The following is a 13667-nucleotide window of genomic DNA, read 5'->3' as shown; positions in this document are numbered from 1 at the left end:
GGATGTGTTCGATTACATCCGGTTTTACAACCATCATCGCCGCCATTCGACGCTGGGGTATCTGACCCCGGCGGAATTCGAGCTGCGTAATTCAGCACTCAGTGCTTAACCCGGTGTCCGTTGAGGCCGGGCCAGACCAATGAGTCGTGCCAGAACAAGCAGTCATCATTCACCTGGATGGAGTCGGTCTACCTGCGAATGTCTATGCGCAGCATGATATTGCTATCCTGGCTATGGGGTGAGGAATGAATGATGCTGTCCATTTAGTACCACTTGAGCAGCCGCTCTCGACCTTGCCGCTCGAAGCCCCGCAGGCGAGACTTTCTTTAATGGCGGGGCTGAATGCGCCAACAGACTATTGGATTGAACTAGCTCTTTCCTGGCTGGAGGATGGATTCCCGGTTGACGAAGAAATCAAAGCAGTTCTCACACGGATTGTAGCCACTCGCATCTATTCGCAACGCACCCGACACCGGGCTCAAGCGCTGGTCGCGAAGAGCAGACCAAAGTAGCTCTGTATCCCCCAATAAGCATTTATCTTGCTCTAGATGCTACGAAAAAGTCGATTCATAGCTTGTCCTCGGCTGGGCAGCAGCCTCCGAATTGGTGAGGGTTGTAATTGATATCGCCGAACAAAATCTGGCTAGAGCATAAAAAGACAAAGGCCCCGCGATAACTGCGGGGCCTTTGTCTTTGTGTCACTTTATGGTTCCAGAAATGACACTTTATGGGTAGCTCTACAACATATCAAATATCAATATTCCGAGCCACCAGCGCATTCTGCTCAATGAAATGCCGACGCGGTTCAACCTGGTCGCCCATCAGGGTAGTAAACACTTCATCCGCCGCAATGGCGTCTTCTACGTTCACTTTCAGCAGGCGGCGGACGGTGATGTCCATGGTGGTTTCCCACAGCTGTTCCGGGTTCATTTCGCCCAGGCCTTTGTAGCGCTGGATGGTGACGCCACGGCGCACTTCGTTCAGCAGCCAGTCCAGGCCTTCTTTGAAGGTGTTGATGGCGATGTCGTGGTCGCCACGGCGGGCTTTGGCGCCTTCGGTGATCAGGCCAGACAGCATGTCGCCGGTCTTTTTCAGCTGGGCGTAGTCGCCAGACAACACAAAGTCTTCATCGATGTACTGGATGGTCACCACGCCGTGCAGGTGGCGTTCGATCTTCAGCACGCTGCCAGCGTCTTCAAAGGTGCTGGCGTGGACGATGAAGGCCGGATGCTTGAGCGCGGCGGTCAGGCGGGCGGCGGAGTCTTCTGCCGCTGCGTGGGTGGATAGGTCCATTGCGCCGCTGTAGAGCAGGGCGTTGAGCACCATCGGGTCGATAAAGCGGCTGCAGCGCGCGATCACGGCGTTGGTGATCAGGTATTGGCGTGACAGGCTTTCCAGTTGTTCCTGGGCAATGGCCGGTTTGTCGGTGCCGGGAATGATTTCGGCGCCGTTCACGGCCAGTTTCAGCAGGTACTGGTCCAGTTCCTGATCGTCTTTCAGATACGCTTCGCTCTTGCCGCGCGCTGCACGGTACAGCGGCGGCTGGGCGATGTAGATGTAACCACGCTCAACCAGTTCTGGCAGCTGGCGGTAGAAGAACGTCAGCAACAGCGTACGAATGTGCGAACCGTCCACGTCGGCATCGGTCATGATGATGATGCGGTGGTAGCGCAGTTTTTCGATGTTGAAATCGTCTTTGCCGATACCGCAACCCAGCGCGGTAATCAGCGTGCCAACTTCCTGGCTGCCCAGCATCTTGTCGAAACGCGCGCGTTCGACGTTCAGGATTTTACCCTTAAGCGGCAGAATGGCCTGGAACTTGCGGTCACGGCCTTGCTTGGCAGAACCACCGGCGGAATCACCCTCGACCAGGTAGATTTCAGACAGCGCCGGGTCTTTTTCCTGGCAGTCGGCCAGTTTACCTGGCAGGCCCAAGCCATCCAGAATGCCTTTACGACGGGTGAGGTCGCGCGCTTTGCGGGCGGCTTCACGGGCGCGGGCAGCTTCTACCACCTTGCCGCTGATGATCTTGGCGTCAGCCGGGTTTTCCAGCAGGTAGTCGTTCAGTGCCTGGCCCAGTACTTCTTGCACGACCGGGCTGATTTCGCTGGAAACCAGCTTGTCTTTGGTCTGGCTGCTGAACTTGGGATCTGGCAGTTTCACGCTCAGTACGCAGGTCAGGCCTTCGCGCATGTCGTCACCGCTGGTTTCCACCTTGGCTTTCTTGGCGACTTCGTTCGCCTCAATGTAATTATTGAGGGTACGGGTCAGCGCCATACGCAGCGCGGTCAGGTGAGTGCCACCGTCGCGCTGCGGAATGTTGTTGGTGAAACACTGCACGGATTCTTGATAGGTATCGTTCCATTGCATGGCCACTTCAACGGTCATGCCATCGCGCTCGCCCACAGAGTGAAAGATGTGCGGGTGCAGAACGGTCTTGCTGCGGTTCATGTATTCCACAAAGCCGCTCACGCCGCCCACGTAGGCAAAGTTTTCTTCTTTGCCGCTGCGACGGTCGATCAGCGTAATGCCCACGCCATTGTTCAGGAACGACAGTTCGCGAATCCGCTTGGCGAGGATTTCATAGTGGAATTCGATCAAACCAAAGGTTTCGATCGAAGCAAAGAAGTGGACTTCGGTACCACGGCGATCGGTGTCACCGGTGATTTCCAGTGGCTTGACGCGTTCACCCTGGCGGAACTCCATGGTGTGCACTTTGCCATCACGGCGCACAGTCAGCTTGAGCCAGTCCGACAATGCATTCACCACCGACACCCCCACGCCGTGCAGGCCGCCAGACACCTTGTAGCTGTTCTGGTCAAACTTGCCGCCGGCGTGCAGTTCAGTCATGACGATTTCAGCGGCAGAGCGCTTGAACTCGTCGTCTTCTTTGATCTGCGTAGGAATACCACGGCCGTTATCTTCCACGCTGATGGAGTTGTCGGCGTGGATGATGACGCGAATGGTGTCGCAATGGCCGGCCAAAGCTTCGTCAATTGCGTTGTCCAGGACTTCGAACACCATATGATGCAGACCGGTACCGTCGCCGGTATCGCCGATATACATGCCGGGGCGTTTGCGTACGGCTTCCAGACCCTTGAGGATCTTGATGCTATCGGCGCCGTATTCCTGGCTGGTACTGGAAATTTGCGGGGCTTGCGGGTCGATATTTTCGCTCATGTCGATGCTTGTTCCTGGACTGCAATAAAAGACGAAAGGCCGGGGAAGCCCCAGCCTGACGGTGATTTCAACGGCGTACGTTAGATACGCATCGGCATCACGATGTACTTGAAGTGTTCATTGTCTGGAATGTTGACCAGCACGCTGGATGTCACATCACCGAAGACAAAGTCGAGGGTTTCGACTTGCAGGTTGGTCAGCACATCCAGCAGATACTGAATGTTGAAGCCGATATCCAGCGGCGCGCCGGTGTAGTCGATCTCGACTTCTTCTTGCGCTTCTTCTTGCTCGTTGTTGTTACACAGGATCTTGATCACGCCATCAGTCAGCACCAGGCGCACGCCACGGAATTTCTCGTTGGAGAGAATTGCGGCACGTTGCAGGGCAGACAACAGAGTCTGGCGTTCAATCTTCAGGAATTTGTCGTTGTTCTGCGGAATAACGCGTTGGTAATCCGGGAACTTGCCGTCAACCACCTTGGAGTGGATCACGATATTGCCAAAGGCAAAGCGCACCTGGTTGCTGGCGATATCAATGGTGACTTCGTCATCCACTTCGGCCAGCAGTTTGTACAGTTCCAGAATGGTTTTGCGCGGCAGGATCACTTCGTTTTTCTCGAAGCTGGAATCCAGCTCCGCCGAAGCAAACGCCAGGCGGTGACCGTCAGTGGCAACCAGTTTCAGATGGCTGCCTTCAGTCACAAAGAACAAACCATTGAGGTAATAACGGATGTCTTGATGCGCCATCGCAAATTGCACGCGGCCCAGCAACGCTTTGAGCTGGCCTTGCGGCATGCGGATGGTGGCTTTCAGGTTGGTATCCACCGCCAGTGTCGGGAAATCGCCCGCTGGCAGGGTTTGCAACTGGAAGCGGCTCTTGCCGGCTTTGAGCGTCAAACGGCCTTCGTTGTCTTCAAACGTCACCACGGCGCGATCCGGAATGGCGCGCAGGATGTCGGAGAGCTTCTTGGCCGAAACGGTGATGGCGAAATCTTCGCCAGAGAAACCTTCGTTTTGCTGGCTGGCGATCTGGATTTCCAGATCAGTCCCGGTAAAGGCGAGGGTGTCGCCTTGTTTGCGGATCAGCACATTAGACAGAATTGGCAGCGTATGACGGCGCTCGACGATACCGGTCACGGTGGCGAGCGGCTTCAGCAGGGCATCACGTTCGGCTTGCAACAAGGGCATGGCTACAGGTCCGCAAAAGTGGGTTCAAATAGGAAAAGATTTTACCCGAAACCGGGCCTCAAGACACGTGCAAGCTACCTTTACCGCCCTGCCATGTTTGCCAGAGGACGGTTATCGGCTGCAAGGCTTCGTTTAGCGGGCAGAAAGGGAGTGCAAGGCGGGGAGGGAAAGGTGAACGTAGCCCGGATGGAGCGTGAGCGGGAATCCGGGATTGCAATGCTTCCGCGGGCAATGAGCTTTGAACTTGCCAACGGCATCCCCGGATTCTCGCTTTGCTTCATCCGGGTTACGAAGTCACTTACCGCTTCAAACACCCGCCTGCGGGTTTGGCCCAATCGTCTGTTGCAATGCACCACGCTAACGTGGTCCCACGCAATCGGCAGTACCGCCCTAAACTGGACTGAACGCGAACCGAGCGTTGTGGAGGTTGTATGGGACACCTGGAGCAAGCTGTTGTCGCGCCGTCGGTGAGCGATATCGCCGCAAATGGTGATGCCGCTGAACTGGCACTGGCGATTCTGCAAGGCTTTGATTTCCACTACCGGCTGTTTCGTGAGTGTACCCAGTCGGCCAAGGGGCATTTTGAGTCCGGCGACATTGCCGCGTTACGGGAGACGGTGCGCCAGCGGATTGCCTTTTACGATGCGCGGGTGGATGAGGCCGTTGCGCGCATCGAACAACGCTTCGCGCTGCAAACCCTGCCCGACGAACTGTGGGCCAGCGCCAAAACTGCGTATATCGCGCTGCTGATCAACCACAAGCAGCCAGAGCTGGCCGAGACCTTCTTCAACTCGGTCTGCTGTCGCATCCTGCATCGCACGTATTTTCACAACGATTTCATCTTCTACCGGCCAGCGGTGTCCACCGAATACATCGAGGCGCATCACCCGCAGGTTTATCGCACCTACTACCCGTCGCGTAGCTGGCTGGAAGACACCCTTGAAAAACTGCTGACGGATTTTGGCTGGAGCCTGCCGTTTGAAGACCTCAAGCGCGATGTGCGCTACATTCTGCGGGCGGTACACGCGCATCTGGGACACTGGCCCAAGCTGGCGTTCAACGCCCATATCCAGGTGATGGCCTCGCCGTTTTATCGCGGCAAAACCGCGTACATCATTGGCCGGGCGATCAATGGCGATGTGGAAATCCCGTTCGCGTTGCCCTTGTTCCGCAATGCTGCCGGGCAATTGTATGTAGACGCCGCGCTGTTCAATCACTATCACATCCGCCATTTGTTCTCGCTCTCGCGAGCGTATTTTCTGGTGGATATGGAAGTCCCCTCCGCCACCGTGCAGTTCTTGCACGAAGTGTTGCCGGATTGCTCACGCGCCGAGCTGTACACCATGCTGGGCCTGGGTAAGCAGGGTAAAACCATGTTTTACCGCGAGCTGTTTCACCACCTGCGCCATTCCACCGACCGCTTTACCGTCGCGCCGGGGATCAAAGGCATGGTGATGATCGTGTTCACGCTGCCGTCATTCCCGTTCGTGTTCAAGGTCATCAAAGACGTGATCCCGCCACCGAAAGAGGTCGACCGCAAACTGGTACGCGCCAAGTACCAGATGGTGAAGCAGCATGATCGGGTAGGGCGCATGGCCGACTCGTGGGAGTTCTCCAACGTGGCCTTGCCGCGTAACCGTTGTGATCCGGAATTGCTGGAAGAACTGGCCCGGCTGGCGCCGACCATGTACGAGGAAGACGGCGACACTGTGGTGATCCGCCATCTATACATTGAGCGCCGCATGGTGCCGCTGAATATTCTGCTGGATAACAATCGCGGCGAAATCGTCGAAACCGTCATCCGCGATTACGGCAACGCGCTGCGCGAACTGGCCATTGCCAATATCTTCCCCGGCGACATGCTGTTCAAGAATTTCGGCCTGACCCGCGCCGGGCGCGTGGTGTTTTACGATTACGACGAAATCGAATACATGACGGACTGCGACTTCCGCCGCATTCCGCCACCTTTGGCACCGGAATACGAATTAAGTGGCGAGGCGTGGTACACCGGCCACAAGAACGAGGTCTATCCGGAAGAGTTTGGTGATTTCTTGCTCAACCGCGCCGACATGCGCGAAGCTTTCCTCAAATACCATGCCGATTTGCTCAAGCCCGAGTTCTGGCAGCAAACCAAAGCACGTATCCAGCAGGGGATTGTGGAGGACTTTTATCCTTATCCGCAGGACGCGCGGTTTTGTAACCGCTTTAAGGCGGTGGCGGCTTCAGATGCGGCAGATGGGTTGGCTCCCCACCCAAACCCATTCCCGTAGCCCGGATGGAGCGCAGCGGGAATCCGGGATTGCTGTGTTTGCCGTGTCCGCCGCAATCGATCCGGCCACTGGGTTTGCCCCGGATTCCCGCCTGATGGCTTCATCCGGGCTACAGTGTTTCTAATTAATGCAGGCTAAAACAACCGCTCCGCATACAACGCCGGTGGGAAGGTATTCTCCCAACCGTGCTCGCCATATGGCATGCCGTTCATTTCATCGCACACTCGGGCGAGCGAGCCGAAGAACTGACCCTGGCGTTCGGTGGTTTGGGCCAGTTGCGACGACATGCACAGCAGCGGTTTGCCGGTCATATTGTCGGCCATCTCGCCCGCCAATTTCTTTTGCTTGCCGACGTACTTCACCAGCACCGGAATGCTGCCGCGTTCGGCCAGTTGTTCGGGAGACAGGCGTGGCACAAAGCGGAAGTCTTCATTGCGCTCGCCCGCACTGGCGAACAGGTTGTTGCTCAGCACACCGTCGCGATTGAACACGGCGGTCAGGCCGGGTTTGTGATCGCCAAACACCACAATCAACAATGGCCGTTTGCGCTTGGTTGCGGCCTTTTGCAGGTTGGTCACAAAGCTCTGCATGTCGGCAATGGATTTATCCAGGCGGTTGCGGTAATCCGCTTCGCCGTTGTCATCATTGGCGCCGACGTATTTGCCATGGGTCATTACCGTGGCCAGGAACATCATGGTTTTTTGCTTGCGCGGACTCTTGCCGTACAGGTCCAGCACCTTGTTAAACAACAAGGAGTCATCCGGCCAGCCTTCTTCGCTCCAGTCCATTTCATCGACAAAATACGTCTCGTCAAAGCCGAACTTTGGATAAATGATGTTGCGCTTCCAGAAGGTCGAGTAATAGTCATGCAGGCCGTAGGTGTGATACCCCTCGTGGCGGAAGTGGCTGACGATGGTATGCGCATCGCTGCGATACTGGTTGGCAAAGTTCTGGTAATCCACCCCCGGGAAAACCTTGCTGGACAGGCCCGTTAGCACTTCAAATTCGGCCTCCGCTGTGCCGCCGCCGTATACCGGGCTCACCATGTGAGTCAGTGCAAAGCCCTGGTCTTTGAGCTTGAGTACAGACGTGGGAAAGCGCTGGTCTTCGGTGGTGAAGCAAGACTCACACAGGACCACGAATACATCTGGCGTGGAGGCATCAAATTGGCGCAGTGGCGCGGCGGCGTAGAAATTATGCGGGCCATGCTCCGGCGGCGGCACGGTTTCGGCGTTCAGGTACAAGTGCCCCAGAATGCCGTTGCTGCGCGCGTTTTCACGGAAGTTGTATGACAGATACTGGGTATCGAGGGCATCGGTCAGGCGCGGGGTAATGTAGTCATCCAGCCGGGCCGGGTTATCCATGCGGATAAAAAACAGGGCGGGCAGGATGGTGGCCGGTAATAGCCGCCACGACAGTATTTTGGGATGCCGATACAGGCCATAGCCCACAGCCAGCAAAGTCAGCACCACGTAGAACACCAGATGCCAGTCGGCATAACCAGTCAGCGCGGCGCCCTGCGACACTTCAAACAGATCCCGCGTCAGCAACGGCTCGCCCGTCGCGTCTTCCTTGATCCAGCTACCGTTCAGCAACGCGCCTTCCAGCCCGATGGTGGCGGCTACCGCGGACCAGCGTTCCAGAAAAGCAAAAAAGAAGCAGAACAACAGCAATTGAAACAGCACGCGCGGGGCGGCCCAATCGGTATCGACCAGAATGCGCATGGCCAACAACAGAAGCACTGGCGCGACGGGGCTGACTTTTTTCCAGGCAGGCGCTAGCCATGCCGGCACGGTGGCCGGGCGCAGTTTGCGGAATCCAATATCCGCAATGGCGGCGGGGCTGAGCAATTTCATGGGCGCAATGAGGTGGGTGGCAGCGGCAAAACCCCCGACCTTAGACCGAGAGCCGGGGCCACGCAAACGGCAATTTTTACATTTTTGTGAAAATCCTGAAGAGAGACTGACGAAAAGCATGGCGGGTTCCCCTGCTTGCAGGTTTTTTTGCGCATCCTTATCATCTTTTCCAGCTTATCCAGCCGCAAACGCATTCCGGTTCGAGACCCAGCCCGCGGCACATCCGCCGCCCGTTGTGTCCTGGTGCAAATTCGCACCCGTCGTCCGCCCGTTTGCCAGACTCTCCCCATACATACCTGACGGCATGACTGGAGGATGGCGGCTGCTGGATCAGCAACTGGCGTTCTCTGCCACGCAATGTCATAAAAATACAGAGAACCAGCCATGACGACTTCTGCGATCAGCCCGCCTGCCAATTCCACGGCGCGGGTTGCGGTGGCCAGCTTTATCGGTACCGCCATCGAATTTTTTGATTTCTATATCTTTGCGACGGCCGCCGCGCTGATCATCGGCCCGACGTTTTTCCCCAAAGAATCCAGCACCGCCCAGGCGCTCAATGCGTTTGTCACTTTCGGCATCGCCTTTCTGGCGCGGCCGATTGGTTCTGCGCTGTTTGGTCACTTTGGCGACCGCATCGGGCGTAAATCGACGTTGGTGGCTTCATTGCTGGTAATGGGCGTATCGACCACGCTGATTGGCTTCTTGCCGGGCTATGACAGCATTGGCACGTTGGCGCCGCTCTTGTTGTGCGTGCTGCGCTTTGGTCAGGGCATCGGACTGGGGGGCGAATGGGGCGGTGCCGCTTTGTTGGCCACCGAGAATGCGCCCGCAGGCAAGCGTGCGTGGTTTGGCATGTTCCCGCAAATGGGGCCGTCGATCGGCTTTCTATTTGCCAATGGTTTGTTCTTTGGCCTGGCTGTGCTGCTCAGTGACGAACAATTTAAAAGCTGGGGCTGGCGCGTGCCGTTTATTTTCAGCGCCGCGCTGGTGATGGTCGGCTTGTATGTGCGCCTCAAGCTGCACGAAACCCCGGTGTTCGCCCAAGCCATGCAACGCAATGAACGCGTGAAAGTGCCGCTGTTCGAGACTTTCTCTGGCCATCTGTTGCCAGTGGTGCAAGGCGCTTTCTCGATGGTGGTGTGTTACGCGCTGTTTTACATCTCCACCGTGTTCTCGCTGTCTTATGGCGTGAAAGTACTGCATTTCTCCAAGCCCGAATTCCTGGCGTTGCTGTGCTTTGCGGTGCTGTTTATGGCACTGGGCACGCCACTGTCAGCTTGGGCCAGCGACAAATGGGGCCGTCGACCGGTGCTGTTGCTGGGTACTGCGCTGGCGATGTTGTCCGGTTTTGCCATGGCGCCGCTGCTTGGCGGTGGCACCACCGTTTCGGTCGGGCTGTTCCTGGTGATCGAGCTGTTTCTGATGGGCTTTACCTTTGGACCGATGGGCGCGTTGCTGCCGGAAATCTTCCCGACCCGCGTGCGTTATACCGGGGCCTCCATTGCCTATAACGTCGGCGGGATCATCGGGGCCTCAATTGCGCCATTCATTGCGCAGGTGCTGGTGGAAAAAGGCGGTCTGAGCTGGGTGGGAGGATATGTATCGGTGGCGGCGTTGTTGAGCTTCCTGGCGGTGTTGTCGATGCGTGAAACCAAAGGGGCTGATCTGGTGAGCGATGTGGTTACCAGTGAGGCTGCAGAAGTGGGTGCGCAGCCGGTGGCTCAGCGGGGCTAGTTCACTTGCATAGGGTGCAATACCCCAAAAGGGCGTTGCACAGATCAAAGTCATCTGCCCCAACAAGCCAAGGTTATGTGGTGCTGTCATTGAGGCGGCATTGCCGGTGGGTTACGCCGGGTCGGCTAACCCACCCTATGTGCTCATTGAGTGTCGTGTCTAGTAGGGTGGGTACAGCGCCGCCGCGTGCTTTGGGCGGATACTGATTCGGGCGGAGCGCGGCGGGTTGTAGCCGCCCTGCATATGTTTATGCGAAGGGGTGAAGCTAGCCGAGCTAACCGTTAACCCACCAACTCAGTCGCAATCTCAAATCGCCCGCTCAACGCTTTATGAATCGGGCACTTCTCCGCTACCCGCAGCAAATCGGCGCGGGCGGCGTCATCCAGATTACCGCCCAAGGTGATCTGGCGTTGCAACCGGTACACCCCGTCTTCCTCGTGCCGCGTCACACTCACTGCAATGTCTGCCAAAGCATAACCACGGCGTTGCGCGTACATCTGTAGCGTCAGCACGGTGCAGGCACCCAGCGCGGAATCCAGCAAATCGTGGGGGTCTGGCGCTTTGCCGTTGCCACCGGCGGCCGGGCTGATATCTGCCACCCATTGCGCGGTACCGTTGCTGATATGGGCTAGCGACTCACCGCTGGCCGCTTGCCAGTTCACATTGATAATCATGATTACTCCGCCAGAAAAGTGAGACCTTACCCAGGTGGTCTGCACAGTGTAGCTCGCCAATTGTTTCACCACGCGCCGGCACCGCTAGAATCCAGACTCTGACGCCGGCTGGTCCTGGGCGTCGAAACTTGGGGAGCTTGCATGCTGGAGCGGCACGTCTGGCGGGATTTTGTGGCGGTGACATTCAGTGTGGCGATTGTCGGCATCGGTTTGGGCTGCACCTTGCCGCTGACCGCGCTGGCGCTGATCCGGCAGGGCTTTGGCCCGGAAGTGGTCGGCTGGCTGGCCGCGGCCAGTGCGCTGGGTGGGGTGACCGGCACCTTTGCCGCGCCAGCAATCACCCGACGCCTTGGGCGGCGCACCGTCATGTTGTCTTGCATGCTGCTCGCGACCGCTGCGGTGATGCCGTTGCAGTTCACCTCTTCGCTGGCGAGCTGGGCGCTGCTGCGGTTTTTGTTTGGTTTGTCGATGGCGCCGCTATTTGTGCTGGGCGAAGCGTGGATCAACCTCTTGCCGCCCGATGCTTCACGCGGCCGCGTGGTGGCGATCTACTCCACCAGTTTCAGCCTGTGCCAGATGCTGGGACCAGGGCTGACCACTTGGTTGTCCGGCTTGCCTGATACCGGCTTTTTGATTGCCGGTGCATTGTTCTTGCTGGGCGCGCCTGGCGTTGCCCTGGCCCGTGGCGGCACGGATGACGACCACGCCAGCGAGATCGCCCCAGCCGACGCCACCCAGAATGCCAACGCCTCCTGGTGGGCCATTATGCGATTCGCCCCGGTGATCATCGCGGGCACCGCATTCTTCGCCCTGTTTGATACCGTCACCCTGAGCTTTCTGCCACTGTTTGCACTGGATTACGGTTTCTCGCGCGAGCAAGCATTGCTGGCCGCCGCAGTGGTCATGGCTGGAGATGCCATGCTGCAATTTGCTGTGGGCTGGCTGGCCGATCACTGGGGCCGCGCACGCATCCATCGCTTATGTGGTTTGCTGTTGTGTCTGCTGTTGCCGCTCATGCCGTGGGTAGTGCATGCCTCGTGGCTGTGGTGGCCGTATCTATTTGTGCTTGGCGGGCTGGCGGGCGCGGTGTACACGCTGGCGGTCGTGGCCAGTGGCGATTACTTTACCGGCGCGGCCTTGCTGCGTTCTGCCGGGTTGATAGCGCTGACCTGGAACGTGAGCAGCAGCGCCGGTCCGGCCATTACCGGCATGGCGATGCAGGCTTGGGGTTCGGCCGCCATGGTCGCAGTGTTGCTGGTGGTGGCAGTGGGATTCTTGCTGGTGGCGCGGGTCCGCCCGAATGGCAAGTTGGTCGTTGCCGATGCCGTTACTGAGCGGGCCTGAGCGAATTTGGCGGAATCGGGATATATTTACCCGGATAAAATATTGACATGGTTATTATTGTCCGGGTAAATTATGTCGATCGAATGCGCCTGAAGGGGCCGATCCATGAATTCCAGTCAATCACAAACCTGTTCCGCTTTTGCCGGAAGCAACCTGCTGGCGTCGGGTGCGCTGGCACAAGTAGCCGTTGCGGCCAAAGCCGCGCTCGATGGCGGTGAATCGGCATCTATCCTCATTTTTGATGACGTTACCAGCCAGCTTGTTGAGGTGGATTTTCGTGGTACTGCTACCGATGTGGCCCAGCGTCTGGCCGCATCCACCGTAGCCGAACCGGCGCTCGAACCCGCAGTGCAAGCAAACGACGAACCAGCGCGTGGTCGAGGTCGGCCCAAGTTGGGTGTCGTGCCGCGCGAGGTCACTTTGCTGCCGCGCCACTGGGAATGGCTCAATGCCCAACCGGGCGGCGCCTCGGTGGCATTACGCAAATTGGTAGAAGCTGCGCGGCACGCCAATGAAGGTAAAGACCGGCAACGAAAAGCGCAGGAGGCGTGCTATCGCTTTATGGCGGCCATGGCGGGCGATCAGCCCGGCTTTGAAGAGGCCAGCCGCGCGCTGTTTGCTGGCGATGCCGTGCAGTGGGCGAGCCAGATTGCCCGCTGGCCGACGGATATCCGCAACCATGCAGACAAGCTGGCCGCAGCTGCATTTGCCTGAGGCCAAGGCGCCAGCGATTGGACGCAACTCGCCGCGCGGCCTACGCTGAACTACCAAAAGGTGTCGGTTGAAAATCGGGAGTACCAATGGAAGTCGAGTTCCGCCACCGGGCGTTTGACATGATGAGCTTTGTGATCCGCTGCGCCGGATCGGCCACGCTGGCATATTTGCTGGCGTTGGTACTGCAGTTGCCGCATCCGGTGTGGGCGTCGATGTCGGCGCTGATCGTTTCGCAAGAGAACATCCACGCCACGCGCGACTCCATGTCCGGGCGGATTATCGGCACCTTGCTGGGCGCGCTGATTGCCTTGATCGTGCATCGCTCAGGTTTGTGGCTAAACGTGCCGTTGGCATGGCAGCTGGCGCTGGCGGTGGGTATTTGCGCCGTCATCGCCAAAGGGCGCCCGACCATCCGGGTCTGTTTGTGGACCGCGCCGTTGGTGTTGTTAACGTCTTCAACTGACGTCACGCCGGAACTGACCGCGCTGTTTCGCACCGGTGAGGTCTTGCTGGGCGTGTTGATTGGCGGTGTTTTGCATTTTGCCGAGGCCAGTTTGATGACGCTGTTCAAGCTGGGGCGCTATCGGCACATAGAAGAACAACCGGCGCTGCCCGCCAAGTTGTTTGAAGCGCATCAGCGCGGTGTTTTGCAGCATCGCAAAGACGTGGCGCGCGATTATCGCGGTGGTCAGGCGGATGATTGAGCCG

The 13667-nt window shown here is 57.9% G+C and carries 11 protein-coding genes; 7 read left to right on the top strand and 4 right to left on the bottom strand.

Annotated features, from left to right (window positions below):
* Both P4L78_RS19180 and P4L78_RS19175 read left to right on the top strand, forming a co-directional pair.
* The coding region (locus tag P4L78_RS19180) for an IS3 family transposase (protein ID WP_309328651.1) at positions 1–109 on the top strand (109 nt) is incomplete at its 5' end.
* A 136-nt stretch (positions 110–245) separates the two neighbouring features.
* Positions 246–512 (top strand): hypothetical protein, encoded by a 267-nt coding sequence (locus P4L78_RS19175; protein WP_309329960.1) that lies wholly within the window; start codon positions 246–248, stop codon positions 510–512.
* A gap of 235 nt (positions 513–747) precedes the next feature.
* On the opposite strand, the gene gyrB is transcribed toward P4L78_RS19175, so the two are convergent.
* Positions 748–3180, bottom strand: a complete 2433-nt coding sequence (gene gyrB / locus P4L78_RS19170) for a DNA topoisomerase (ATP-hydrolyzing) subunit B (RefSeq protein ID WP_283151160.1) — start codon at positions 3178–3180, stop codon at positions 748–750.
* An 80-nt stretch (positions 3181–3260) separates the two neighbouring features.
* Entirely contained in the window at positions 3261–4367 is a 1107-nt protein-coding gene (gene dnaN / locus P4L78_RS19165; protein WP_283151159.1) for a DNA polymerase III subunit beta, read from the bottom strand.
* A gap of 431 nt (positions 4368–4798) precedes the next feature.
* Between dnaN and aceK the strand changes: the two genes are divergently transcribed.
* Complete coding sequence (gene aceK / locus P4L78_RS19160; RefSeq protein WP_309329958.1) at positions 4799–6637, top strand: bifunctional isocitrate dehydrogenase kinase/phosphatase; 1839 nt, start codon at positions 4799–4801, stop codon at positions 6635–6637.
* A gap of 134 nt (positions 6638–6771) precedes the next feature.
* On the opposite strand, the gene P4L78_RS19155 is transcribed toward aceK, so the two are convergent.
* A complete protein-coding gene (locus tag P4L78_RS19155; RefSeq protein WP_309329956.1) occupies positions 6772–8493 on the bottom strand; it encodes an LTA synthase family protein in 1722 nt (573 codons plus the stop codon).
* A gap of 384 nt (positions 8494–8877) precedes the next feature.
* Here P4L78_RS19155 and P4L78_RS19150 point away from each other — a divergent pair, with 384 nt between their 5' ends.
* Positions 8878–10227: an MFS transporter gene (locus P4L78_RS19150; RefSeq protein WP_309329954.1), complete on the top strand. Its 1350-nt coding sequence runs from the start codon at positions 8878–8880 to the stop codon at positions 10225–10227.
* 281 nt (positions 10228–10508) lie between these two features.
* Here the strand turns inward: P4L78_RS19150 and P4L78_RS19145 are convergent, their stop codons facing one another.
* Positions 10509–10901 carry an OsmC family protein gene (locus P4L78_RS19145; protein ID WP_309329952.1) on the bottom strand — a complete coding sequence of 131 codons (393 nt, stop codon included), beginning with the start codon at positions 10899–10901 and terminating at the stop codon, positions 10509–10511.
* A 141-nt stretch (positions 10902–11042) separates the two neighbouring features.
* Here P4L78_RS19145 and P4L78_RS19140 point away from each other — a divergent pair, with 141 nt between their 5' ends.
* From P4L78_RS19140 to P4L78_RS19130, 3 genes are all read left to right on the top strand, one after another.
* Positions 11043–12245 (top strand): MFS transporter, encoded by a 1203-nt coding sequence (locus P4L78_RS19140; protein ID WP_309329950.1) that lies wholly within the window; start codon positions 11043–11045, stop codon positions 12243–12245.
* A 105-nt stretch (positions 12246–12350) separates the two neighbouring features.
* Positions 12351–12959 (top strand): DUF2239 family protein, encoded by a 609-nt coding sequence (locus P4L78_RS19135; protein ID WP_309329948.1) that lies wholly within the window; start codon positions 12351–12353, stop codon positions 12957–12959.
* 86 nt (positions 12960–13045) lie between these two features.
* A complete protein-coding gene (locus P4L78_RS19130) occupies positions 13046–13663 on the top strand; it encodes an FUSC family protein (RefSeq protein WP_309329946.1) in 618 nt (205 codons plus the stop codon).
* Positions 13664–13667: the final 4 nt, after the last annotated feature.

It is taken from the genome of Silvimonas sp., assembly GCF_031291215.1.
Lineage (GTDB): Bacteria > Pseudomonadota > Gammaproteobacteria > Burkholderiales > Chitinibacteraceae > Silvimonas > Silvimonas soli.
The sequence above is the reverse complement of the archived record's forward strand: the minus strand, read 5'-3'. Positions and strand labels throughout refer to the sequence as shown.

Excerpts from the sequence above, each read along its gene's own strand:
- P4L78_RS19135 (WP_309329948.1), top strand. The coding sequence starts at position 12,351 with ATGAATTCCAGTCAATCACAAACCTGTTCCGCTTTTGCCGGAAGCAAC.
- P4L78_RS19130 (WP_309329946.1), top strand. The coding sequence starts at position 13,046 with ATGGAAGTCGAGTTCCGCCACCGGGCGTTTGACATGATGAGCTTTGTG.
- P4L78_RS19150 (WP_309329954.1), top strand. The coding sequence starts at position 8,878 with ATGACGACTTCTGCGATCAGCCCGCCTGCCAATTCCACGGCGCGGGTT.
- aceK (WP_309329958.1), top strand. The coding sequence starts at position 4,799 with ATGGGACACCTGGAGCAAGCTGTTGTCGCGCCGTCGGTGAGCGATATC.
- P4L78_RS19155 (WP_309329956.1), bottom strand. The coding sequence starts at position 8,493 with ATGAAATTGCTCAGCCCCGCCGCCATTGCGGATATTGGATTCCGCAAA.
- P4L78_RS19175 (WP_309329960.1), top strand. The coding sequence starts at position 246 with ATGAATGATGCTGTCCATTTAGTACCACTTGAGCAGCCGCTCTCGACC.
- P4L78_RS19145 (WP_309329952.1), bottom strand. The coding sequence starts at position 10,901 with ATGATTATCAATGTGAACTGGCAAGCGGCCAGCGGTGAGTCGCTAGCC.
- P4L78_RS19140 (WP_309329950.1), top strand. The coding sequence starts at position 11,043 with ATGCTGGAGCGGCACGTCTGGCGGGATTTTGTGGCGGTGACATTCAGT.
- gyrB (WP_283151160.1), bottom strand. The coding sequence starts at position 3,180 with ATGAGCGAAAATATCGACCCGCAAGCCCCGCAAATTTCCAGTACCAGC.
- dnaN (WP_283151159.1), bottom strand. The coding sequence starts at position 4,367 with ATGCCCTTGTTGCAAGCCGAACGTGATGCCCTGCTGAAGCCGCTCGCC.